The organism is Microbacterium sufflavum, assembly GCF_023091155.1.
GTDB lineage: Bacteria > Actinomycetota > Actinomycetes > Actinomycetales > Microbacteriaceae > Microbacterium > Microbacterium sufflavum.
In genome coordinates, this window is sequence record NZ_JAHWXK010000002.1 from 151,867 (window position 1) to 174,893 (window position 23,027).

The 23,027-nt window shown below is 72.8% G+C and carries 20 protein-coding genes; 12 read left to right on the plus strand and 8 right to left on the minus strand.

Annotated elements, in window-relative coordinates:
• Positions 1 to 137 precede the first annotated feature (137 nt).
• Entirely contained in the window at positions 138 to 1,187 is a 1,050-nt protein-coding gene (locus KZC56_RS15305) for a P1 family peptidase (RefSeq protein ID WP_206251091.1), read from the plus strand.
• A gap of 88 nt (positions 1,188 to 1,275) precedes the next feature.
• Here the strand turns inward: KZC56_RS15305 and KZC56_RS15310 are convergent, their stop codons facing one another.
• The 8 genes from KZC56_RS15310 to KZC56_RS15345 form a co-directional block, all read right to left on the minus strand.
• Positions 1,276 to 2,088, minus strand: a complete 813-nt coding sequence (locus KZC56_RS15310) for a serine hydrolase (protein ID WP_136035491.1) — start codon at positions 2,086 to 2,088, stop codon at positions 1,276 to 1,278.
• On the minus strand, positions 2,085 to 2,921 hold the full coding sequence (locus KZC56_RS15315) for a serine hydrolase (RefSeq protein ID WP_247638941.1): 837 nt from the start codon (positions 2,919 to 2,921) through the stop codon (positions 2,085 to 2,087). The genes KZC56_RS15310 and KZC56_RS15315 overlap by 4 nt, the downstream gene beginning before the upstream one ends.
• Positions 2,918 to 3,895 carry a S66 peptidase family protein gene (locus KZC56_RS15320; RefSeq protein ID WP_247638942.1) on the minus strand — a complete coding sequence of 326 codons (978 nt, stop codon included), beginning with the start codon at positions 3,893 to 3,895 and terminating at the stop codon, positions 2,918 to 2,920. The genes KZC56_RS15315 and KZC56_RS15320 overlap by 4 nt, the downstream gene beginning before the upstream one ends.
• Positions 3,892 to 5,541 carry an ATP-binding cassette domain-containing protein gene (locus KZC56_RS15325; RefSeq protein WP_136030917.1) on the minus strand — a complete coding sequence of 550 codons (1,650 nt, stop codon included), beginning with the start codon at positions 5,539 to 5,541 and terminating at the stop codon, positions 3,892 to 3,894. Before KZC56_RS15325 ends, KZC56_RS15320 begins: the two co-directional genes overlap by 4 nt.
• Before the next feature lies 1 nt (position 5,542).
• Positions 5,543 to 6,457, minus strand: coding sequence for an ABC transporter permease (locus KZC56_RS15330; RefSeq protein ID WP_136030919.1), 915 nt, complete (start codon positions 6,455 to 6,457; stop codon positions 5,543 to 5,545).
• Positions 6,454 to 7,497, minus strand: a complete 1,044-nt coding sequence (locus KZC56_RS15335) for an ABC transporter permease (RefSeq protein ID WP_136035442.1) — start codon at positions 7,495 to 7,497, stop codon at positions 6,454 to 6,456. Before KZC56_RS15335 ends, KZC56_RS15330 begins: the two co-directional genes overlap by 4 nt.
• A 72-nt stretch (positions 7,498 to 7,569) precedes the next feature.
• Positions 7,570 to 9,372 carry an ABC transporter substrate-binding protein gene (locus KZC56_RS15340; protein ID WP_247638943.1) on the minus strand — a complete coding sequence of 601 codons (1,803 nt, stop codon included), beginning with the start codon at positions 9,370 to 9,372 and terminating at the stop codon, positions 7,570 to 7,572.
• A 316-nt stretch (positions 9,373 to 9,688) separates the two neighbouring features.
• On the minus strand, positions 9,689 to 10,837 hold the full coding sequence (locus tag KZC56_RS15345) for a M20/M25/M40 family metallo-hydrolase (protein WP_247638944.1): 1,149 nt from the start codon (positions 10,835 to 10,837) through the stop codon (positions 9,689 to 9,691).
• A gap of 92 nt (positions 10,838 to 10,929) precedes the next feature.
• On the opposite strand from KZC56_RS15345, the gene KZC56_RS15350 reads away from it, so the two are divergent.
• The 11 genes from KZC56_RS15350 to KZC56_RS15400 all read left to right on the plus strand — a co-directional run bounded on the left by KZC56_RS15350 (position 10,930) and on the right by KZC56_RS15400 (position 22,815).
• Positions 10,930 to 11,712: a hypothetical protein gene (locus KZC56_RS15350; RefSeq protein WP_247638945.1), complete on the plus strand. Its 783-nt coding sequence runs from the start codon at positions 10,930 to 10,932 to the stop codon at positions 11,710 to 11,712.
• The gene (locus KZC56_RS15355) at positions 11,709 to 12,395 is read left to right on the plus strand and encodes a MurR/RpiR family transcriptional regulator (protein ID WP_136030929.1); all 687 of its coding nucleotides are present in this window, start codon (positions 11,709 to 11,711) and stop codon (positions 12,393 to 12,395) included. The genes KZC56_RS15350 and KZC56_RS15355 overlap by 4 nt, the downstream gene beginning before the upstream one ends.
• On the plus strand, positions 12,392 to 13,540 hold the full coding sequence (menC, locus tag KZC56_RS15360; protein WP_247638946.1) for an o-succinylbenzoate synthase: 1,149 nt from the start codon (positions 12,392 to 12,394) through the stop codon (positions 13,538 to 13,540). Before KZC56_RS15355 ends, menC begins: the two co-directional genes overlap by 4 nt.
• A gap of 30 nt (positions 13,541 to 13,570) precedes the next feature.
• Positions 13,571 to 14,461 carry an aminotransferase class IV gene (locus tag KZC56_RS15365; protein WP_247638947.1) on the plus strand — a complete coding sequence of 297 codons (891 nt, stop codon included), beginning with the start codon at positions 13,571 to 13,573 and terminating at the stop codon, positions 14,459 to 14,461.
• Position 14,462: 1 nt separating this feature from the next.
• A complete protein-coding gene (locus KZC56_RS15370; protein ID WP_247638948.1) occupies positions 14,463 to 15,575 on the plus strand; it encodes a dipeptidase in 1,113 nt (370 codons plus the stop codon).
• Positions 15,572 to 16,285 (plus strand): type 1 glutamine amidotransferase, encoded by a 714-nt coding sequence (locus tag KZC56_RS15375; protein WP_247638949.1) that lies wholly within the window; start codon positions 15,572 to 15,574, stop codon positions 16,283 to 16,285. The genes KZC56_RS15370 and KZC56_RS15375 overlap by 4 nt, the downstream gene beginning before the upstream one ends.
• Positions 16,282 to 17,805 carry a serine hydrolase domain-containing protein gene (locus KZC56_RS15380; RefSeq protein ID WP_247638950.1) on the plus strand — a complete coding sequence of 508 codons (1,524 nt, stop codon included), beginning with the start codon at positions 16,282 to 16,284 and terminating at the stop codon, positions 17,803 to 17,805. The genes KZC56_RS15375 and KZC56_RS15380 overlap by 4 nt, the downstream gene beginning before the upstream one ends.
• Before the next feature lie 94 nt (positions 17,806 to 17,899).
• The gene (locus KZC56_RS15385) at positions 17,900 to 19,519 is read left to right on the plus strand and encodes an ABC transporter substrate-binding protein (protein ID WP_136036477.1); all 1,620 of its coding nucleotides are present in this window, start codon (positions 17,900 to 17,902) and stop codon (positions 19,517 to 19,519) included.
• Positions 19,520 to 19,559: 40 nt separating this feature from the next.
• On the plus strand, positions 19,560 to 20,504 hold the full coding sequence (locus KZC56_RS15390) for an ABC transporter permease (protein WP_136030942.1): 945 nt from the start codon (positions 19,560 to 19,562) through the stop codon (positions 20,502 to 20,504).
• The gene (locus KZC56_RS15395) at positions 20,501 to 21,313 is read left to right on the plus strand and encodes an ABC transporter permease (RefSeq protein WP_136030943.1); all 813 of its coding nucleotides are present in this window, start codon (positions 20,501 to 20,503) and stop codon (positions 21,311 to 21,313) included. Before KZC56_RS15390 ends, KZC56_RS15395 begins: the two co-directional genes overlap by 4 nt.
• Complete coding sequence (locus KZC56_RS15400) at positions 21,310 to 22,815, plus strand: dipeptide ABC transporter ATP-binding protein (RefSeq protein WP_247638951.1); 1,506 nt, start codon at positions 21,310 to 21,312, stop codon at positions 22,813 to 22,815. Before KZC56_RS15395 ends, KZC56_RS15400 begins: the two co-directional genes overlap by 4 nt.
• The last annotated feature ends 212 nt before the right edge of the window (positions 22,816 to 23,027 follow it).

Consider the following 23,027-nt stretch of genomic DNA (forward strand, 5'->3'; position numbering starts at 1 on the left):
GTATGCGGCACTGTGTGAGCGTGCCTGAGTGTGGGTGGTGCCGCCCAGTCTACCGAGCGTGCGGGCGGGTCGCTCGACCGCGGCGGGCACTCGGCGCGGCGCGGACCCGCACCCGCCGCGACTGGGAGGATCGGAGCATGACATCGCCGTCGTCCTCGTCCACCCGTCCCCGGCTCGCCGACCTCGGCGTCGCGCCCGGAGCCTTCGCGCGCGGTGCGGAGAACGCGATCACCGACGTGCCCGGGGTGCGGGTCGGCCACGCCACGCTGCACGGCGACGGTCTGCACACGGGGGTCACGGCGATCGTGCCGGACGCGCTCACCGCGCGGCGCCGCAGCCTTCCCGCGAACCTCTCCGTGGGCAACGGCTACGGCAAGCTCGTCGGTGCCACGCAGCTGCGCGAGCTCGGCGCGCTGGAGACGCCGATCCTCCTCACGTCGACCCTGTCGGTGTTCCGCGTGGCCGACGCGCTGCTCGGGCACCTGCTGGCGACACCCGCGCACGCGCACACGACGACGCTGAACCCGGTGGTGGGGGAGACGAACGACGGGTTCCTCTCGGACATCCGTCGGCGGGCCGTGGGCGAGGAGCAGGTGGTCGCGGCACTGGAGGCGGCGGCGTCCGGTCCCGTCGCGGAGGGCTGTGTCGGTGCGGGTGCCGGGACGGTCGCCCTCGGCTACAAGGGCGGCATCGGCACGGCGTCACGGGTGGTCGACGTGGCCGGAACCCCGTGCACGGTCGGCGCGCTCGTGCAGACGAACTTCAGTGGCACGCTGCGCATCGCCGGGGTGCCCCTGCCCGCGGAGGAGCTGCTCACGGACGACCCTGCGGAGCCGGTCGGGAACTCCTGCATGATCGTCGTCGCCACCGATGCGCCGGTCGACGGCCGCCAGCTCGGGCGCGTGGCCAACCGCGCCGTGTTCGCGATGCGGGGCGTCGGTGCCGACTACGCGCAGGGCAGCGGCGACTACGCCATCGCGTTCTCCGTGCACGACCCGGCGACGGGCGGGCTCGCGGCGGACGACGAGCTCTCGCCGCTGTTCGCCGCGACGATGGACGCGGTCGAGGAGGCGCTGATCAACTCCGTGCTGGCCGCCGAGACCACCGTGGGCCCCGAGGGGCGGACGGCGCACGCGGTGCCGATCGATCGGGTGCGGGAGCGCCTGGCGCGCGCCGGGGTCGTCTGACCGGCGGGGGGGGAAACGTCGCCGTGGAGGACGGACGCGCGACGTGTTACGGCAACCGCGCCCGGATGTCCCGCGGTGCGAGCGGTGCTCAGTCGGCGAGCGCGGCGTGGATGCCCTCGCCGATCCGGCGCATGGCCGCGAGCACCGGGCCGCGGCCGTCCGCACCGCTGTTCCAGGTGGCCAGCACGGCGTAGGCGATGCGCCGGGTGGGCGACATGACGAGGCCCGTGTCGGCGCGGACCCGCGAGATCGTCCCGGTCTTGTTCAGCAGCCACACGCCACGGTCGAAACCCCAGTGCGCGAGCGGGTCGAGCTCGAACGCCGAGGCGACCATCGACAGGTCCATGCCGGCACCGAGCCACCGCCGCAGCGTGTCGGCCGACGCGGGCGAGAGATCGGCGCCGTCGGCGAGCCGCGACATGAAGCGCACGAGCTCCGCGGCGTTCGCGTGCGACAGCGTCCGGGGAGCGCCGGGCGGGATCGGCCACCGCACGATGTCGTCGAGCGCGGAGGCGGTGTAGCCGAGCGCCCGGGTGTGCTCCTGCACCACGGGGATGCCGATCACGCGGCCCAGGGTGTTGGTGGCGGCGTTGTCGCTCACCGCGCCGATCAGCGCCGCCACGTCGTACAGCGACAGCTCGTCGGCCTGCAGCAGGTACCACAGCCCCGAGTCCTCGATGGCCTCCACGGGGCGCCGGGTCACGCGCTCCTCCAGCGTGCGGGTGCCCGCGTCGACCTCGGCGAGCAGCCGGTGCAGCAGGAAGATCTTGCCAACGCTCGCGGTGTCCTGCACGGCCTCGGGGTCGTGGCGCAGCAGCACCTCGCCGGTGTCGACGTCCTGCACGAGCACCGACCACACGGTGCCGTTCCCGCTCGGCAGCTCCACGTCGATCGCGCTCATGCGTCCCCTCCGTCGTCGCGCGGGCGTCCGGTCACGTGCGCCCGCATGAGCTCGCCGACCGCGCGCATGCCGTCGAGCACGGGCGCTCGCAGATCGGTGCCCGCGGTCTTCCAGTTCGCCGCGACGGCGTAGGCGACCGCGCCCTCCGGGCCGCGCAGCAGTCCGACGTCCACCCGAGCGAAGCCCACGCTGCCGGTCTTGTGACGCAGCACCAGGCCCTGGTACTCGGCCTCGACGTGCGCGAGGGGGTCGAGCAGGAACGCGTCGGCGGTCATCGACGTGTCGGTGTCGGCGGCCAGCCAGTCCAGCACGCGCGCACTCACGGCGGGGGAGAAGACCTCGCCGGCGCCGAGCCGCCGCATCACGTCGGACAGCTCGGCCGCGGTGCCGAACGACGGCGTCCACGGCAGGTCGGGCGTGCGCTCGTTGCGGATGTAGTCGTGCAGCGCGGTGTCGCGGTAGCCGAGCTCCGGGGCGACCGCGCGGACGGCGTCGAGTCCGCAGAGGTGGAGGAGCGCGTTCGTGGCGAGGTTGTCGCTCACGGCGCCGACGAGGAGTGCCGCGTCGTGCACGGTGACGCGCTGGTCGTGCATCCGGTACAGCAGCCCCGAGTCCTCGACACGGTGCTCGTCGGGGATGTCGATGCGCGCGTCCGCCGCGAGCGTCCCGTCCTCCAGCCGCCGGGCGACCTCGATGAGCAGGAAGATCTTGCCGATGCTCGCGGTCTCGCACTGCACGTCCGGGTCGTGCTCGGCCAGGGTCGCCCCGGTGTCCGCGTCGAGCAGCCGGACGGACCAGGTCGCCCGGGGGTCGAGCGGGGGGAGGGCGATCATGCCGGCAGCCCGACCGTGAGGCGCGGCTCGTCCCCGGTCGCGTCGAGCACCCCGTCCACGCCGAGCGGGATCGTCAGCGCGTGCGGGTCGTGGCCGAAGCCCTGCTCCCACAGCACCGGCACCCCGCGGTCTTGGAACTCGTCGCGCATCAGGGCGTGCACGAGTTCAAGGTCGCCGCACTCGTGCCAGGAGCCCAGCACGATGCCCGAGGCCTGGGCGAGCCGCCCGGCCCGGCGCAGCTGCGTCACGAAGCCGTCCAGCCGGTACGGCTCCTCCGTGATGTCCTCCAGGAACAGGATGCCCGGGGCGGCGACGGAGGCCTCCGGCGCCCCCAGTCCCGCCGCCAGGAGGCTGAGGTTGCCGCCGGTGAAGCGTCCCTCCGCCCGGCCCCGCGTCATGATCTCGGTCTTCGGGCCGATGAGCTCCCGTCCGCGCCAGGGCTCGAACAGCCAGCGCTGCACGTCGTCGCGCACGGTCGGCGAGTCGCGGAACACGTTGTTGCCCGCCATCGGACAGAACAGCGTGGCGACGCCGAGGTGCGCGCGCCAGGTCTCGTGCAGCGCGGTCACGTCGGACGAGCCGGTGAGCAGCTTCGGCCGTCCGTCCCGCCGGAGGGCTCCCCGCCGCATGGCCGCCCAGTCGATGCCGTCGAGCAGCCGCAGGGCGCCGTAGCCGCCGCGGGCCGTGACGACCGCGTCGACCTCGGGGTCCAGCCAGGCGGCCACGAGGTCGGCGCGGCGCAGGTCGTCGGGGCCGGCGAGGTAGGAGGCGCGCGGGTGCGGCGTGAGCACGTGCTCTCCCACCCTCACGTTCAGGCCCCACGACTCGTAGTAGTCGACGGCGCGCTGCGTGTTCTCCTCGTTGCCGGGGCCCGAGGGCGACACGATCGCCACGGTGTCGCCCGGTCGCAGCGGCGCGGAGTCCAGGTAGGGCGAGTCCGTGCCGATCGCGGTGCCCTCCATCGTGTCGGTCATGCGGTCCTCTCCTCGATGCGCGGTGCCGCGGAGAGCAGGTGCCGCGTGTACTCGTGCTGAGGGTTCAGCAGCACCTCCTCCGTGGGGCCGTGCTCCACGATCTGCCCGTGGTACATGACGGCGACCGTGTGGGCGATGTTCCACGCGAGCCCGAGGTCGTGCGTGATGACGAGCGCCGAGAGCCCGAGGCGGCGGCGCAGGTCGAGCAGCAGTCCCAGGATCTCGCCGCGCACCGAGGCGTCGAGCGAGGCGACGGGTTCGTCGGCGATCAGCATCTGCGGCTGCACGGCCAGGGCCCCGGCGATCACGACGCGCTGCCGCTGACCGCCGCTGAGCTCCTGCGGGATCGCGCCGAAGTACTGCTCGGGCGGCGTCAGCTCGGCGTCGGCGAGGCTCTGCGCCACGCGCTCGCGCTCGTCTCCGGGGTAGCGCTGCACGCGCAGGCCCTCGGCGACCGACTCGTACACGCTGTGCTTGGGGTTGAGCGCCGCCCACGGGTCCTGCAGCACCAGCTGCACCTGCGAGCGGAACTGCGCGAGCGCCCGGCCCTTCGCCGCGATCGGAGAGCCCTCGAACAGGATCTGCGACCCCGGGTCGGCGGGCTGCAGTCCCATGAGGGCGCGGGCGAGGGTCGACTTGCCCGAGCCGGACTGGCCGACCAGCGCCACGATCTCGCCGCGCCGCACCGCGAGGTCGACGTCGCGCACCGCGTGCACGGGCCGGCCTCCCGAGCGGTAGGTGACGTTGAGGCCCTTCGCCTCCAGCAGCACCTCGTCGCCGTGGACGATCTCCGGCACGTCGTCGGCGTCGCGTCCGTGCCGGGTCACCGGCGCCATGCGGGAGGCGGGGTCGCCGATGGTGGGGAACGCGTCGGCGAGCTGGCGCGTGTACGCCTGCTCGGGCGTCGTGCACACCGCGTAGCTCTCGCCGACCTCGACCAGCTCGCCGTTGCGCATGATCGCGATGCGGTCGCACGCGGTCGCGAGCACCGACAGGTCGTGGCTGATCATCAGCATCGAGATGCCGCGCTCGGCGACCAGCCGGGAGATCATGTCGAGGATCTGCTTCTGCACGATCACGTCGAGCGCGGTGGTGGGCTCGTCCGCGATGATCACCTCGGGGTCGCACGCGAGAGCCATCGCGATCATGACGCGCTGCCGCTGCCCGCCGGAGAGCTCGTGCGGATACGCCTCGCCCTTCTGCGGCGGAAGGTCGACGACGTCGAGCAGCTCGCGCACCCGCTCCTTCCGCGCCTTCTCGGTCTTCCAGCGATCGGAGGCGTGCAGCTCCAGCGCCTCGTTCAGCTGCCATGCGACCGTGCGCACCGGGTTCAGCGAGTGCATCGCGCCCTGGAACACGATGGAGGTCTGCGCCCACCGCACGGCGCGCAGCTGTCCGAACGACAGCGTCGCCACGTCCTGGTCGCCCAGCAGCACGCGTCCGCTGAGCCGGGCGTTGCGGGGGAGCAGGCGCAGCACGCTCATCGCGAGGGTGCTCTTGCCCGACCCCGACTCGCCGGCGATGCCGAGGGTCTGCCCGGCGGGGAGGGTGAGGGAGACGTTGCGCACCGCGGCGACCTCGTCGCGGCCGGAGCGGCCGGAGGTGCGGTAGGTGATGGAGACGTCGTCGAAGATCAGGTCGGGCATCTCAGCGGCTCCTCAGCGTGGGGTTGGTGATGTTCTCGACCGCGCGGCCCATCACGGTGAAGGCCAGCACCACGAGCACGATCGCGATACCGGGCACGAGCACGTACCACCAGTAGCCGCTGGTCGCGGCGGAGACGTCCATCGCGTTCTTCAGGATCGAGCCCCAGGACTGCAGGGTCGTGTCGCCGAGGCCGAGGAACGCCAGCGTCGACTCGGAGATGATCGCGGAGCCGACCGTGAGGGTCGTGTTCGCGAGCACGAGCGGCAGCACCCCGGGCAGCAGGTGCTTGAGGATGATGTGCCAGTGGCCGGCGCCGAGCGCCCGCGAGCGCTCGATGTAGTCGCGAGACTCGACCGACAGCGTCTGCGCGCGCACCACGCGGGCCGTGCCCGCCCAGGAGGTGAGGCCGATGGCGATGATGATCGTCCACACTCCGCGGCTCAGCACCGACGACAGCACGATCGCGAGGATCAGCGACGGCAGCACCAGGAAGAAGTCGATGATGCGCATCATGAGGCCGCCGAAGAAGCCGGTGAAGTGTCCGGCGGCGATGCCGACGAGCGTGCCGATGATCATCGACATCGCGGTGGCGGCGAGCCCGACGAGCAGCGACACCCTGGCGCCCCACACCATGCGCACCCAGATCTCGCGACCCTGGTGGTCGGTGCCCAGCGGGTGCTCCCACGAGGGCGGGGCGAACCGCTGCACGTCGACGAGCTTCGTCACGTCGAGCATGCTCGCGGGGGCGATGACGGGCGCGAAGATCGCGACGAGCGCCACGATGATGAGGAAGACGAGCCCCACCATGCCGGCGCGGTGGTGCGCGAACTCCCGGCAGAAGCCGGTGAAGGCGACGCCGCGGCGGTGCCATGCCAGGGCGCGGGGCGAACGGATGGTCGGGGATGCCGTGGTCATGCGCGCCTCACCCTCGGGTCGAGCTGACGGTAGATGAGGTCCGCGATGAGGTTCATCACGATGATGATCGTGGAGAACACCACGAAGGTGCCCTGCAGGAGCGGAAGGTCGGGGCCGGAGATCGCCTCGAACGTGAGCTTGCCGAGGCCGGGCCAGGAGAACACCGTCTCCACGGTCACGGCTCCCGCGATCAGGCCGCCGATGTGCATGAACACGAGGGTGACGGTGGGAAGCAGCGCGTTCGGCACGGCGTGGCGGCGGCGCACGAGGTCTTCGCGGAGGCCCTTGGCGCGTGCGGTGGTGAGGTAGTCGGCGCCCATCTCCTCCAGGAGCGAGCTGCGCATCACCATGAGGTACTGCGCGTACACCACGGCGACCATCGTGATCACCGGCAGCACCATGTGCGAGATCACGTCGAGCACGATGCCCACCGGGTCGGTCGGCGGGTTGGGAGACACCATGCCGCCGGTGGGGAACCAGTGCAGCGTGCCGCCGAAGATCATCAGCAGCAGCAGGGCCAGCCAGAACGTCGGCACCGACCAGAACACGAGCGAGGTGCCGGAGACGATGCGGTCGAAGGTGGAGCCGTGCTTCCACGCCGCCTTCTGGCCGAGCCACAGGCCGAGCGCGATCGCGATCACCGCCGCGGTCCCGGTGAGCAGGATCGTGTTCCAGAAGTACTGGCCGATCAGCTCGGACACCGACGTGCGGTACACGTAGCTCGTGCCGAAGTTGAGGGTGAAGACGTTGCCGAGGTAGTCGAAGAACTGCTGCCACAGCGGCTTGTTCAGGCCGAGCTGCTCACGCAGCTGGTCGGCCTGCTCGGCGCTCATGCCGCGTTCGCGGGCGATCGAGGCGACCGGGTCGCCGGGCAGGATCTTGAAGGCGAAGAATCCGAGGAGGATCACCATCGCGAGGCTGATGGCCGCGCCGCCGAGCTTGCCGAGGATGTACCGGAGGGCGCCGACGCCGGTCGGCTGCTCTTCGGCGGCCGCGCTCGTGGCGATGGCCGAGGTGGAGGGGGGTACCGCGTTGGACATGGGGGTCTCCTTGCTGCGGAGCCGGAGACGTCGCGGGGGCGGGCTGCCGCCGCCCGCGACGTCTCACGGGGCTCATTCGACGTCGGCGATGTTGCGGCGTCGGATCAGGAAGAAGACCAGGGCGCCCACGACGATCACTCCCACGACGACTCCGCCGATGATGAGGCCCGTGTTGGTGCCCGTGCCGCCGGCCGTCGCGCCCTCGACCGGCTCCACGGTCAGGTAGCCCCAGTAGCCGGCCTGGTTGGCGATGATGCCGCCGTCCTTGGGCTGCAGGGTGAACCCGGTGAAGCGGTCGGAGCGGTACGCCTCGAGCGAGTTGGCGTACCAGGTGGCGACCTGCGCGGTGTCGGTGTAGTTCAGCGCGAGCATGTCGTGCACGATCTCCTGCCGCTTCTCCTCGTCGATCTCGGAGCGCTGCTGGGCGTACATCTCGTCGAACTCGGGGTTGCAGTAGCCGTCCTGCGTGGTGCCGCCGGTGCCGTCGGTCGCGGTCGGCAGGTTCATGCAGGTGTTGATGCCGAGCTGGTAGTCGGGGTCGGGGTTGACCGACCAGCCGCTGAAGTACAGGTCGTAGTCGCCGGACGTGGCCTTCGCGCTGATGGTGTCGGAGTCGGTGGACTCGACCGTGATCTCGATGCCGATGTCCTTCATCCACGGCACGAAGAAGTCGGAGATGGACTGCTCGTTCGCGTCGTCGGCATCGATCAGCAGGCGCAGCGCGAGACGCTGCCCGTCCTTCTCGCGGATGCCGTCGGCCCCGGGCGTCCAGCCGGCCTCGTCGAGCTTCGCCTGCGCGGCCTCGGGGTCGAAGCCGACGACGTCGTCGTCCTCCGACAGGTGCCACTTCGGGAAGGACGCGGGGATGAAGCTCGTCGCCAGCGTGCCCTCGCCGTCGAGCACCTTGTCGAGCAGGGTCGCGGTGTCGGTGCCGAGGCGGATGGCCTGGCGCACCTCGAGCTCCTTGAGCGCGGCGTTGCCGGTGCCGTAAGGGACGTTGTCGCGGGTCTGCTGGCCCACGTTGATGCTGATCGAGTGGTAGCGGCGGCCCTCACCGGAGTGGGTGGTGACGCCGTCGACGCCGTCGAGCGCCTCGAACTGGGTGGGGGTGAGACCGGTGACGAGGTCGACGTCGCCCGCCTTGAGGGCCTGCACCTGCGCGTCGGAGTTCGTGTAGTACACGTACTGGATCGCGTCGATCTTGGGGGCGCCGCGCCAGAAGTTCTCGTTCGCCTTCAGGGTGATGGACTGGTTGGCGGAGTAGCTGTCGAGCACGAACGGGCCGGAGCCGACGACCTCGGAGTCGTTGGCGAACGTGGTCGGGTCGTCGACCTTCTCCCAGATGTGCTTCGGCACGATCGGGATCTCGGAGCCGGGGTTCGGGGCCTGCGGGGTCTTCAGGGTGATGACGACGGTCTTGTCGTCGGGCGTCTCGACCGTGTCGAAGTTCGACACCAGGTTGCCGTTGGCGGTGCCCAGCGCGGGCACCGTGAGCATCTGGTCGTACGTGTACTTCACGTCGGCGGAGGTGATCGGCTCGCCGTCGGACCACACCAGGTCGTCCTGCAGCGTGAAGGTCCAGGTCTGGCCCCCGTCGGTGGCCTCCCACGAGTCCGCCAGACCCTTGGTCGGGGAGCCGTCCTCGGCGTCGTTCTGCACGAGCGACTCGTACACGTACCGGATGATGTTGGTCGGCGTGAGGTAGATCGAGATGAACGGGTTGAACGTGTCGACGAACCCGGACGTCGCGATGCGCAGCGTGGTGTCCGATGCGGGGGATTCGGTGGCGGCGCTCGCGGTCTGCGCCTGGGCGGCACCGACCGGCGCGGCGACGAGAAGCGCGGTCGCGATCGCGGCGGCGGTCAGACTTCGCACTGATTTCGAGCGGGGGGCAAGACGCATGGAAGAAGTCCCTTCGGGCGCCGCCCGGATCCACGATGAAGCCGGGTCGGTGGAGACCATGCAAGCGGAAGTCGGGCCCGGGGTCAAGAGATTCGATGCGTATCGCGGAAGAAAAACTGCGGTCGTGGAGAAGACCCCCCGGCGCCGTTCGGGTGTAACACGGCGGAAACACGGGGCTGCCAGGATGCGCACGTGCGGGAACCGCCGAGACGGCGTCGCATCGTCACCGTGGAGATCCGGAACGTATCCTCGCCAGGGGTCCCGGGGCACGCGAACGGGAATCGTATCGTCAGTCCGCGGCGATCGTGAGCACGGCACGCAGGAGCGCGACCCGGTCGTGCAGGGAGGAGCGCAGGAAATGCTCGTCCACCGCGTGCGCGCCCCCGCCCCGTGGCCCGAAGCCGTCGACGGTCGGCAGCCCGAGCCCGCCCAGCAGGTTGGTGTCCCCGGCGCCCGCGGCCGGACGACCCTCGATGCGCTGACCGACACCGGCCGCCGCTTCGGAGATCTGCTCCAGCAGGGCGGCGTCCTGCGCGGAGGCCCGCCAGGCCGGCCGCGCGCTGAGCACCTCCGCCGTCACGGTCGCGCCCTCGCGCACCGGGTGCAGCGCGGCCAGGGCGTCGAGCACCTGGCGTTCGGTCACGGGATCCGTGAAGCGCAGGCCGATCTCCGCCGCCGCCTCCGCCGGCACCACGTTCGTGCGGGCTCCTCCGGCGATCGTGCCGACGTTGCACAGCACCGGACCGGGCAGGGCGGGATCCGCGACGATGCGTCGCACCGCGAGCAGCTGGTCGACGAGTTCGTCCACGGCCGAGATCCCGTGCTCCGGATCGAGGGCGGCGTGGGCGGCGCGCCCGGTGACCGAGAGGCGCACCCGCGCGCTGCCGCGACGGCCGACCTTGAGGGCGCCGTCGGGGTGCGGCGACTCGAAGCCGATCGCCGCCGCGGCCCCGCGCGCGCGTGCCGCCAGCAGCGGCCCGGACACGGGGGAGCCGATCTCCTCGTCGCACACGAGCACCACCCGCACGGCCCGGCGCCGCTCGACCGCGAGCGGCTGGAGGGTGCGCAGAGCCTCGAGCATCACCGCGATCCCGGCCTTCATGTCGTAGGCGCCCGGTCCGCGGACGACGTCGCCGTCCTCCACCCAGGGCACCTCGCCGTCGAGGGCGCCGACGGGCCACACGGTGTCGGTGTGCCCGATGAACAGGAGCGGATCGCCCGTGCCCGGCACGTCGATCACCAGGTCGGTCCCGGCGCTCGTGGGCTCGCGGCGGACGGTGCCGCCGATGGCCTCGAAGCGGGCGCTCAGGACGTCGGCGATGCGGGCGCTGGCGGCGGTGTCGCGGCTCGGCGACTCGATCGACACGAGCTCGCGCACGAGTGCGATGATGTCGTCAGAAGAGTGGTCCGCGTGCTGCGCCGCCGGAGAAGTGGTCACAGTTACGAACCGTATCTGCCTCTTGATCCCGGTGCAAGCCGCCGATAACATCGCTCAGAGCAGCAGGACTCTTCAATCTTAGGAAACGTATCGTGCCTCATTTCTCCGTGGCCGCTGACGCGGGCATCGGCTACGGCTGTCGGGAGCTGACCCAGTACACCGAGTTTCGAGAGGCCGCGGCGCTGTACGCCAGGGTGTTCGCCTACACCGAGAGCGAGTACGCGCTGAACGCCAACCTGCTCACCGCGCTCGCCCGCAACGGCGGTTCGGCGATCGGGGCCTTCGCCGACGACGGCGCGCTCATCGGATTCGCCTACGGCTTCGCCGGGTGCGACACCGACGGCACGCTGTTCCACTACTCGCAGGCGGCCGCCGTCGAGGCCGCCCAGCAGGGCCGCGGCGTCGGTCAGGCCCTCAAGCTCGCGCAGCGCGCGGTCGCCCTCCGGTGGGGGCAGCGCACCATGCGCTGGACCTTCGACCCGCTGCTGGCGCGCAACGCGCACTTCAACCTCAGCTCGCTCGGCGCCGTCGGCATCGCGTTCGAGCGCGACTACTACGCGCGCCCCGACACCGACCGGCTCGTGGTCTCGTGGGACCTCACCGCCGCCACGCCGTCTCCGCGTGCCACGCCGCCGTCCGCCCCGGCGCTCGGGCCGGACGACTGGGGTTGCGCGGTCGCCGCACCGGACGGCACCTGGATCGCGATCCCCGTGCACCCCGGCCGCCTGAGCCCGGCCGAGCGCGAGGCGCTGCGCCGCGACCTCGAGCGCAGCGTGACCGGGGTGTTCCACCGCGGGGAGGTCCTGGTGGCGGCGACGCGCCTCGACGATCAGACGGCGGTCTACCGCGCGACACCAGGGGAGGGCCCGGCATGAGCGACCACCACCACGAGGACCGCGACCTCGTCTCACCGCGAGACCGCTTCGGCGAGCGCATCCGCACCAACCAGTCGGCCGAGAGCATCCAGGCGCGCATCATCGAGACCGAGCAGCGCACCCTCGCGCAGACGTTCGAGGAGCTCAGCCGCTCGGCGCAGGTGCCGCAGGCGGCCGCGCTCCTGCTCGGCGCCCGCCGTCGCTACGTCGCGGGCGAGGGCAAGGCCGCCGCGTACGCGCAGCTCCTCACCGCCGATCTCTCCGCCACGCTGTCCAACGTGTTCCTCGTGGACGGGCACGCACTGCAGCCGCTCACCGTGCTGACCGATGTGCGTGCCTCCGACGTGCTGATCGCGTTCTCCCTGCGGCGCTACCGCGAGGAGACCGTGCGGCTCGGACGGCTGTTCCACGAGGCGGGCGGACAGCTCGTCGTGATCACCGACAGCGAGGACGCGCCGCTGGCACCGATCGCCACGTCGCTCATCCGCGTGCGCACCGGGTCGGCGTCGTACGCCGACTCGCCGACCCCGGTCGCGGCGGTCTGCCACCTGCTCAGCGCCCTGACCACGGCGAGCGCGAAGGGTGCGCGTCGCCGCCTGGCCGAGCGCGACCGGCTCGTGGCCCGCCTCGGCCTCTACGGCCCGGAGCAGCCGCGGCCGCGCAGCGAGGAGGGCGGCGCGTGAAGATCGACCGCATCCGCCTGTTCACGCTGCGCCAGCCGCTGCGGCACAGCTTCGAGACCAGCTCGCACCGCAAGTCCGGCATCGAGCACATCCTCGTCGAGGTCACCGACGCGGACGGGCGCACCGGCTGGGGGGAGATCGCGTCCCCGAGCGACCCCTACTTCGGCGCGGAGACCACGGTGACCGCGTGGGAGATCGCCACGCGGTACCTGGTCCCCGCCCTGCTCGGAGCGACGGGCGACGACCCGGCCGACCTGGAGTCGACGTGGTCGCGCGTGCGCGGACACGAGTTCGCGAAGGCGGGATTCTCCGGCGCGGTGTGGGACCTGTACGCCCGCACGCACGGCATCGCGCTCGCCGCGGCGCTCGGCGGCACCAGGGACGAGGTGGTCGCGGGGGTCTCGCTCGGCATCGAACCGTCGATCGACGAGCTCCTCGCGCAGGTCGAGCTGCAGCGCGCGGCCGGCTACCCGCGGGTCAAGCTCAAGATCGCGCCGGGGTGGGACGTGGAGCCCGTGCGGGCCGTGCGCGCCGCCCACCCCGACCTCGACCTCCACGTCGACGCCAACGGCGCCTACCCCGACGACGACGAGGCGGCCGCGGTGTTCGCGCGCCTCGACCGCGAGGGGCTCACCATGATCGAGCAGCCGTTCGGCCCCCACGAACTGGTGGCCCACGCGGAGCTGCAGGCGCGCCTCGACACGGACGTGTGCCTGGACGAGTCGGTCGTGGCGCTCGGCGACCTGCGCGCCATGATCCGTCTGGGCGCCGGGCGCATCCTCAACATCAAGGTCTCGCGGATGGGCGGGCTCGGGGTGGCACGCGCCGCGCACGACATCGCGCTCGACGCCGGCATCCCCGTGTGGTGCGGTGGCATGCACGAGTTCGGCGTCGGCAGGGCCGCGAACGTCGCGGTGTCGTCGTTGCCCGGCTTCCTGCTGCCCTCCGACGTGTCCGGATCGGACAAGTACTACGAGAGCGACATCATCGAGCCGCCCGTCACCGCTCAGGCGGGACGTGTGCGGGTGCCGACCGGCCCCGGGCTGGGCCATGAGGTGCGGGTGGCGCGCATCGAGCGCGACGCCGCGCGGGTGTACGACTCCGCGGCGTCCGACGTGCGCGACACCGCCCTCACGCTCGGCTGACGGCCCCGGACCGCTGCGAGGAGTGGACCCATGCGCGCACTGCTGCTGTACCGGCTGGAGCTGTCCCCGGACACCGACCCCGCGGACGCCGTCGTCGAGGTGGACCCCGCGACCCCGATCATCCGCGCCACCGACCTGGGGGTGACCCGCGGGGACGGCGTGTTCGAGACCGCGGTCGTGCGCCACGGCGTGCCCCAGGCGCTGGAGGCGCACCTGCACCGGCTGGAACGGTCGGCTGCGCTGCTCGAGCTGCCGGCGCCGTCGCTCGACCGCTGGCGCGCGGCTGTGCGCAGGGCGGCCACGGAGGTGTCGCGACCCGGCGTGCTGCGCGACGGTGAGATCGCCTCGATCAAGTTCGCCATGACCCGCGGGGACGAGCTCGACCACGCGGGACCCACCGGCTGGGTGCTCGGCTTCGCGGGCACCGACCCCTCGACCGTGCGCGCCGCGGGGGTCACCGCGGTGGTGCTCGACCGCGGGTACCGGCACGACGTGATGCACACGGCGCCCTGGCTGCTGCAGGGCGCGAAGTCGCTCGCCTACGCGGTCAACCAGGCGGCGCTGCGGGAGGCCGCACGCCGTGGTGCGGACGACGTGGTGTTCGTCAGCGCAGACGGGTTCGTGCTGGAGGGCCCGCGGTCGACCCTGATCGCCCGCATCGACGACACCCTGGTCACCCCGCCGCCGGAGTTCGGCGTGCTGCCGGGCACCACCCAGGGGGATGTGTTCGCGGGGCTCGCCGACCGCCGCACCGCGATCGTGCCCGTGACGCGGGAGGATCTGCGGCGGGCGGATGCCCTGTGGCTGTGCTCCAGCACACGCGGTGCAGTGCCGGTGCGCGCCCTCGACGGCGCGGCCCTGGCGATCGACCATGAGCTCACCGCGCGGATGAACGCGGTGCTGGATGCACGGGAGGACTGACATGACCGGCGACGGACGGACTCTGGACGGGGTGTTCGACGGGCACAACGACCTGGCCTGGGCGAGCAGGACGCTGCTCGGGTACCGGGTGGACGAGCTGGCCGGGCCGGTCGCGGCCACTCAGACCGACCTTCCGCGGCTGGACGCCGGGGGCGTGGCGGCCCAGTTCTGGTCGGTGTGGGTCGACCCGGTGCTGGAGGGTGCGGAGCAGGTGGTGGCGACGCTGGAGCAGATCGACTTCGTGCACCGGCTGGCGGACTCCCACCCCGATCGGCTCGCCTTCGCCCGGACCGCGGCGGACGTCAGGGCGGCGATGGCCGAGGGGCGCATCGCCTCGCTGATCGGCATCGAGGGCGGCGACCAGCTCGGCGGCTCGCTCGCGGTGCTGCGCCAGTTCGCGCGGCTCGGTGCGCGCTACCTGACTCTGACGTGGTCGCGCACGATCGCCTGGGCGGATTCCGCGACCGACGAGGCGCGTCACGGCGGACTGACGGAGTTCGGGCGGGAGGTCGTGCGCGAGCTGAACCGCATCGGCGTGCTGGTCGACCTGTCCCACGTGGCGCCGAGCACGATGCGCGACGCGCTCGCGATCACCACGCGGCCCGTGATCGTGAGCCACTCCGGAGCGCTCGCGCTGTGCGACCACCCGCGCAACGTGCCGGACGACGTGCTCGCGGCCATCGGTGCGCAGGGCGGCGTGGTGATGGTGCCGTTCGTGCCGACGTTCCTGTCGCAGGCCAGACGCGACTGGTGGGAGGCGGGTGGTGCGGGCGAGGCCCCGGCGGTCGGGGTGAGCGACGCGGCCGATCACCTCGACCACGTCCGGCGCGTCGCGGGTGCGCACGCGGTCGGTATCGGCGCCGACTACGACGGTTCCGATGCGATGCCCGACGGTCTCGGCGACGTCTCGTGCTACCCGGCTCTGTTCGCCGAGCTCCGGCGACGCGGCTGGTCGGAGGAGGACCTGGCCGCGGCCGCCCACGAGAACGTGCTGCGCGTGCTCGCCGCCTCCGACCCCGACCACGAGGCGTTCCTCGCCGGCCGCGCGGGGTCTCCGGCCCCCGCGGCGCTGGTGCCCGCGGTCGACACCACCGCGCGAGAGGGGGCGGAATGAGCGCCCGTGTGCTCGTGGTCGTGAACTCCGCCAGCTCGGGCCCGCGACGTCTGGGTGCGTGGCTCACGGAGCGCGGCCTCGACGTCCACCCGGTCGTGGGAGCGCAGGAGCCGCTGCCGACCTCGCTCGACGGCTACGCGGGGCTCGTGCTCCTCGGCGGGGGACTCATGCCCGACGACGACGACCGCGCGCCGTGGCTGGCGGCCGAGCGCGCGCTCGCCGCCGAGGCGATCGCCCGCGATTTTCCGACACTCGGCATCTGCCTCGGCGGTCAGCTGCTCGCGCACGTGGCGGGGGGCGAGGTGCGGGCCAAGACCGGGCCGGTCGAACGCGGGGCCACGCCCATCCAGCCCACGGACGCGGGGCGCGAGGACGCGGTGTTCGCCGCCCTCGGTGACGAGGCCCCCATGATCGAGAACCATCAGGACATGATCACGGCTCTCCCGCCCGCGGCCGTGCTGATGGCCTCCAGCGCGGCGGTGGAGAACCAGGCCTTCCGGCTGGGCGCGCACGTGCGCGGCGTGCAGTTCCACCCCGAGGCGTCCGCCGCCGACCTGGAGCGCTGGGACGACGCGGCGCTGCGTGGCGAGGGACGGTCGCTGCCGGCCCTGATCGCGGAGGCCGAACGCGTGCACGACCACAACACCGCCGCGAGCCGCGCGCTCATCGAGGCCTTCGCCGACGAGGTGCTTGCCGGGGTCTCGGCATGACGTCCCCCGGGCCCCGCGGGCCGGCGGAGGCGACGGACGAGGGCGTCCTCCGGCTCGGGCTGGATGACGACGCGCGGCGCGGGGCCCCCGCGGCCGTCGCGGCGGTGTGCGACCGGGGCACGGTGCGGGCGGTCGCGGTGCACGGACACCCGCACGGCGACGGGCGCCCGACCACGCGCGACACCGTGTTCCGCATCGCCTCGATGTCGAAGAGCTTCCTCGCCGCGACGGTCCTGGTGCTGCGCGACCGCGGACTGCTCGACCTGCACGCGCCGATCACCACGTCGGTACCGGGCGTGCGACTGCTCCACGACGGCCGGGAGTGCACGGTGACGGGGGAGCAGCTGCTGTCGAACCGCTCGGGGCTGGGAGAGGACAACGCCTGGGTCGACCGTCACCTCGGCGCCGGCCGGGAGGAGCTCGCGGCGCTGTTCGCGTCGGGCCTGCCGCTCGCCGCGGTCCCCGGCACCGTGTATCAGTACTCCAACCTCGGGCAGTCGCTGCTCGGGCGGGCGGTCGAGGCCGTGACCGGGAGAGCGGTGGAGGACGTGGTGCGCGAGGTGCTCCTGGAGCCGCTCGGGCTGCACCGCACCGCGCACACCCCCGACGCGTTCCCCGACGACGAGCGGGCGCACGGTTTCCGCACGTTCGACGGCGGGGAGACCTTCCGCCCCGAGCCGTTCGTGGGGGCGGGGGCGCTCGGGTGCATCGGCAGCATGGTCAGCACGGTGGACGACATCGCGACGTGGATGTGGTTCCTCGGCTCGGCGTTCACGGATGAGCCTGTGGCGCCGGAGGTGCTCTCACCCGCGTCACGCAGGGAGCTGCAGCAGCCGCGCACGCCCATCCCCGGGCCGCCAGGGGCCTTCCCCGGACACGAGCTCGCCGCCGCCGGCTACGGCTACGGGCTGGTCGTCGAGGAGGATCGACGGTTCGGGCGGATCGTGCAGCATTCGGGCGGGCTGCCCGGGTTCTCGTCGCACATGCGGTGGCACGCCGCGACCGGGCTCGGCGTGGTCGCCTTCGGCAACTCGGATGACTTCGCGGCGCGGCGCGTGGCCGGCGTCGCACTGGACGAGCTCCTCGCGGGCACGGGGGCGCCGTCGGCCGTGGTGCGACCGTGGCGGGAGACCGTGGCGGCGGCGCAGGCCATCGATGCGGCGATCCGTGACGGCCGGTCCGCCTCCGCGTATCCCGTCCTCGCGGATCACGTGCTGGCCGACGTGCCCGCGGATGTGCGGGATGCGCGGCTGGGCGCCCAGCTCGAGGAGATCGGCGGACTCGTGCCGGAGCAGGCGCCGTTCGCCGAGCGTGTGGTCGCCGCCGGGAGCGAGGCCGAGCTGCGCTGGCGGATCGCGGGAGTGCGGGCCGATCTGCGCGTCGAGGTGCGGATGATCGGGCTGCCCGAGCCGCGGATACAGGGGCTGTCGGTCGTGGTCGTGCCGACGGGCGAGTCGCGCGCCGAGGGGGAGCAGCCGGGCCCGGCCGACCGCCACCGCCTCGTGCTCCCCGCGCTCTGACCTCCGGCGCACGAGGGCCGCGGTCACACATCGACCCCGTCCAAAAATCGGTTCTAGGATGGATCCATCCCACCCGATCGTTCTGAGGACCGTCATGCCCGCCACCCCCGTGCGTCGTCTCCTGCCCGCCGCCGCGCTCGCCGCCGTCACCGCCCTGGTGCTCGCCGCGTGCGCCGGTCCCTCCACCGATGCCGACGGGGAGGTGGGCGATGAGCTCGTCTGGTCGATCGAGGGCGCGAACCTCTCCGCGGGGCACATGGATCCGCAGGTCAGCCAGCTCGACGTCTCCGGCATGGTGCAGCGCGCCGTGCTCGACTCGCTCGTGTTCCAGGAGGAGGACGGCAGCTTCAGCCCGTGGCTGGCGACGGAGTGGGAGGTGTCGGACGACAGCACCGAGTACACCTTCACGCTTCGCGACGACGTGACCTTCACCGACGGCGAGCCGTTCGACGCCGAGGCCGTGAAGGCGAACTTCGACCGCATCGTCGACCCGAAGACCAAGTCCGCGCAGGCGGCCAGCATGATGGGCGCCGACTTCTACGAGGGCACGGAGGTCGTCGACGAGCACACCGTGAAGGTCACGTTCACGCAGCCGTACGCCCCGTTCCTGCAGGCCGCCAGCACGCCGCAGCTCGGCTTCTACTCGCCCGCGGTGCTGAAGGAGTCCGCGGCGAAGCTGAAGGCCGGGGGCCCGGGCGTCACCGTGGGCACCGGTCCCTTCGAGCTCACCGAGTACACGCCCGATCAGGAGCTCGTGTACACGCGCAACGACGACTACGCCTGGGGGCCGCACGGGGAGAAGGCGCCGTCGTTCCAGACGCTGCGCGTGGAGATCCAGCCCGAGGCCGCCGTGCGCAGCGGCGTCGTGCGCAGCAGCGAGGCCGACCTCGCCAGCGACATCCCGCCGAACCTGGTCGAGGAGCTCGGCGACGGTGTCACGGTCGACTCGGTCGAGTACCCCGGCCTGCCCTACTCGCTGTACCTGAACGAGAAGTACGGCGTGTTCGCCGACGAGAAGGTGCGCCAGGCGTTCGCGCGGGGCATCGACATCGACGCCGCCGTGGAGGAGATCTACTTCGGCCAGTTCCCGCGGGCGTGGAGCATCCTCGGCTCGACGACGCCCGGGTACGACGCGGCGCTGGAGGGCACGTGGCCGTACGACCAGGACGCCGCGAACGCGCTCCTCGACGAGGCCGGGTGGACCGAGCGCGACGCCGACGGCATCCGCATGAAGGACGGCGCGCGCCTCTCGGTGCGCTGGATCGCGTGGACCCCGGTGCCCGACGACCAGGCCGCGCTCGCGAACGCCATCCAGTCCGACCTCAAGGCGATCGGCTTCGAGGTGCAGCGCGAGGTGCTGGAGCCGGGCGCCTACAACGCGCAGTACGAGCCGAAGACGTTCGACCTCACGGACTGGGGCTTCTCGGGCGTGGACGCCGACTTCCTGCGCAACCACCTGCACAGCGAGGGCTTCCAGAACGCCTCGCAGGTCACCGACCCCCAGATCGACGCGCTGCTGGAGCAGGCGGTCTCCTCGAGCGACCAGGACACCCGCAACGCCCTGTACGCGCAGCTGCAGGAGTGGAACGCCACGTACACCGCGATCGTGCCGCTCTACAGCCCGTCCGCGATCACGGCGGTCGGCGAGCGCGTGAACGGCCTGCAGTACGACCTGTACGGCCGGCCGCTGTTCTACGATGTGACCCTCGGCTGAGTCCGCTCAGCCGCCGGGACGAGGGAAGCAGGACGCAACGGTGAAGGCTGCCCTGCCGCGGATCGCCGGCCTCCTCGCGACCGTGGTGGTGGTGCTGTGGGGCGCCGCCACCCTCGCGTTCCTCGCCTTCCGGCTCATCCCCGGCGACCCGGTCTCGGTGATGCTCGGCCCGCAGGCGCAGGTGAGCGATGAGGTGAAGGACGGCATCCGCGCCGAGCTCGGGCTCGACCGGCCCGTCCTGGAGCAGTACGCGTCGTTCATCGGGCAGCTCGCCCGGGGCGACCTGGGCGAGTCGTATCAGCTGCGGCTGCCGGTGACCGAGGTGATCGGCCGTCAGCTCGGGGCGACCCTGCAGCTGTCCGCGCTGGCCCTGGCGATCGCCGTGGTGCTCGCGCTCGCCGTGACCGTGCTGGTGCGCGGACGGACGGCGCGCGCGGTGGCCGCGGCGGTCGAGCTGGTCGTGCTGTCCTCGCCGGTGTTCTGGATCGGGCTCGTGCTGCTGAGCGTCTTCGCGTTCGGTCTGGGGTGGTTCCCGGTGTCGGGCGCCCGCAACCCTGCGACCCTCGTGCTCCCCGCGGTCACGCTCGCACTGCCGGTGGCGGCCCTGCTGAGCCAGGTGCTGCGCGACGCGCTCGTGCAGGCCGAGCGGATGCCGTTCGCCGAGACGGTCCGCGCGCGGGGGGCGAGCCCGTCGTGGTTCACGCTGCGGCACGGACTCCGTCACGGCGCGGCCTCGGGCATCACGCTGGCCGCCTACCTCACGGGCTCGGTGCTGGGCGGCGCGGTGCTGGTGGAGACGGTGTTCGCGCGGCCGGGGCTGGGGCGCGTGACCCTCGCGGCGATCAGCGACCGCGACCTCCCCGTCATCACCGGCATCATCCTGCTGAGCGCCGTCGTGTTCGTGGCGGTGAACCTCGTGGTCGAGCTCGTGCATCCGCTGATCGACCCCCGGGTGCGGGCCGCAGCGGCCGGAGGCGCCCGATGAGCCGCGGTCAGCGGGCGGCCCTGTGGTCGGCGGTCGCGGTGCTCGCGGTGATCGCGGTCGCGGCGGTGTGGCCCGACCTCCTCGCCCCGCAGGACCCGCTGCAGACCGACGTGCGTTCGGCCCTGCTGCCGCCCAGCCCCGAGCACCTGTTCGGCACCGACCAGAGCGGACGCGACGTGTACGCGCGCGTGGTGCACGGGGCCGGGCGGTCGCTGGGCATCGGGCTCCTCGCGACCGGGATCGCGGTCGTCGTCGGGCTGCTCGTCGGCGCGGTGGCGGGGATGGCGCCGCGGGGCGTGGACCTCACCGTGATGCGGGTCAACGACGTGCTGATGGCGTTCCCCGAGTTCCTGGTGGCGCTCGTGGTGGTCGCGGTGCTGGGCCCGGGACCGGTGAACATCGCGATCGCGGTGACCCTGGCCGCGGTGCCGGTGTACGTGCGCCTGGCCCGGGTGCAGACCAGGACGCTGCGCGTGGCCGAGCACGTGGAGGCCGCGCGCATCCTCGGGGTGCCGCCGCTGCGGGCCTTCACCCGGCACGTCGCCCCCGGGGTGCTGGGCTCGCTCAGCGTGCTCGCGACGATCGGCATCGGATCCAGCATCCTCGCCGCCGCCGGGCTCAGCTTCCTCGGCCTCGGGCCGTCCGAGCCGACCCCGGAGTGGGGGCTGATGCTCGCCGGAGGCCGGAACGTGCTCGGACAGGCGTGGTGGATCTCGGTCTTCCCCGGCATCGCGATCACGCTCTCGGTCGTGTGCGCGACGGTCGTCGGACGGATCCTGCGGGCCAGGGCGGACGGGAGGACGGCATGAGGGCGCTCGAGCTGCGGGGTCTGCGGATCGCGTTCGACGACACGGCGGTCGTGGACGGCGTCTCCCTGTCGGTCGAGCGCGGCGAGTGCGTCGCGATCGTGGGGGAGTCCGGTGCGGGCAAGACCCTCACCGCCCGCGCTCTGCTCGGGCTCACGCCGCGTGCGGCGACCGTGACCGCGGAGGGGCTCGTGATCGACGGGACGGATGCCGCCGCCCTCGGCGAGCGCGCCTGGCGGCGGCTCCGCGGCGCGCGGATCGGCCTGGTGTCGCAGGACGCGCTGGTCTCGCTCGACCCCCTGCGCCGCATCGGGACGGAGGTCGCCGAGCCCCTGCGCCTGCACCGCCTCGCGCGCGGCCGCGGCGCCGTGTCGCAGCGGGTGCAGGAGCTGCTGCGGCGCGTGTGGCTGCCCGAGCCGGAGCGCCGCGCCCGCCAGTACCCGCACGAGCTCTCCGGGGGACTCCGCCAGCGGGCGCTGATCGCCTCGGCGCTCGCGGCGTCCCCGGCGGTGCTGGTCGCGGATGAGCCGACGACGGCGCTGGACGCGACGGTGCAGGCGCGCATCCTCGACCTGCTGCGGGAGATCGCCGACAGCGGGACAGCGGTGCTGTTCATCAGCCACGACGTCGCGGCCGTGCGCCGGCTGGCCGACCGGGTGCTGGTGATGAAGGACGGCGTCGTGGTGGAGTCGGGTCCGGTCGCGGAGGTGCTGGAGCGTCCGCAGCACGAGTACACCCGGGAGCTCATCGCCGCGACCCTGCACGAGCCGCGCGACGCTCCCGCCGGCGAGGCGGCCCCGATCCTCGTGGCCGAGGGCGTGGCGAAGTCGTTCGGCGCCACGGCCGCCGTGGTCGGCGCGTCGTTCACGGTGCCGGAGGGGCGCACGCTCGGGATCGTGGGGGAGTCCGGGTCGGGCAAGACCACGCTCGCGCGGCTCCTGGTCGGCGTCGAGAAGGCGGACACCGGGTCGCTCGCCTGGCAGGGATCGCCGCGGGTGCAGCTCGTGCACCAGAACCCGCTCGGCGCGTTCGACCCGAGGTGGACGATCGGGCGGTCGCTGCGCGAGGCCCTGGAGGCCGGCGGGGTGCCCCGGTCCGAGCGCCGTGCACGGGTCGCGGGGCTGCTCGCCGAGGTCGGCCTCGCCCCGGAGCTGGCCGCCCGGCGCCCGCTCGCCCTCTCCGGCGGACAGCGCCAGCGCGCGGCCATCGCCCGGGCGCTCGCCGCCGACCCCGAGGTGCTGGTGCTCGACGAGCCGGTGTCCGCGCTCGACCCCTCGGTGCGCGAGCGCGTGCTGCGACTGCTGGCGCGGCTGCAGCGGGAGCGACGGCTGACGATGGTCCTGGTCTCTCACGACCTCGACGTGGTGGGCGCGGTCGCCGACGAGGTGCTGGTCATGCAGGACGGGCGCATCGTCGAGCAGGGCACGACGGCCGAGGTGTTCGCCGCGCCGCGACACCCGTTCACGCGCGAGCTCCTGGCCGCGGCCGGTACCGCGCGCCCCTGACCCGATGCCGTGGTCCGGGGGTGCCGCATCCGCGTACACTGGGAGCACGAGCATCGATCCGGCCATCACCGGGGAGCTCTCGGAAGAACGGTCCCGGCCCCGCGCCGTGGCTCAGTAGAACCGAGCGGGGCAGGCCCGTCACAGCCGCAGTGAGAGTGGTCGCGTCGCACGGCGCGGCACGCGAGGTGGTACCGCGGTCCGCGAGGGTCGTC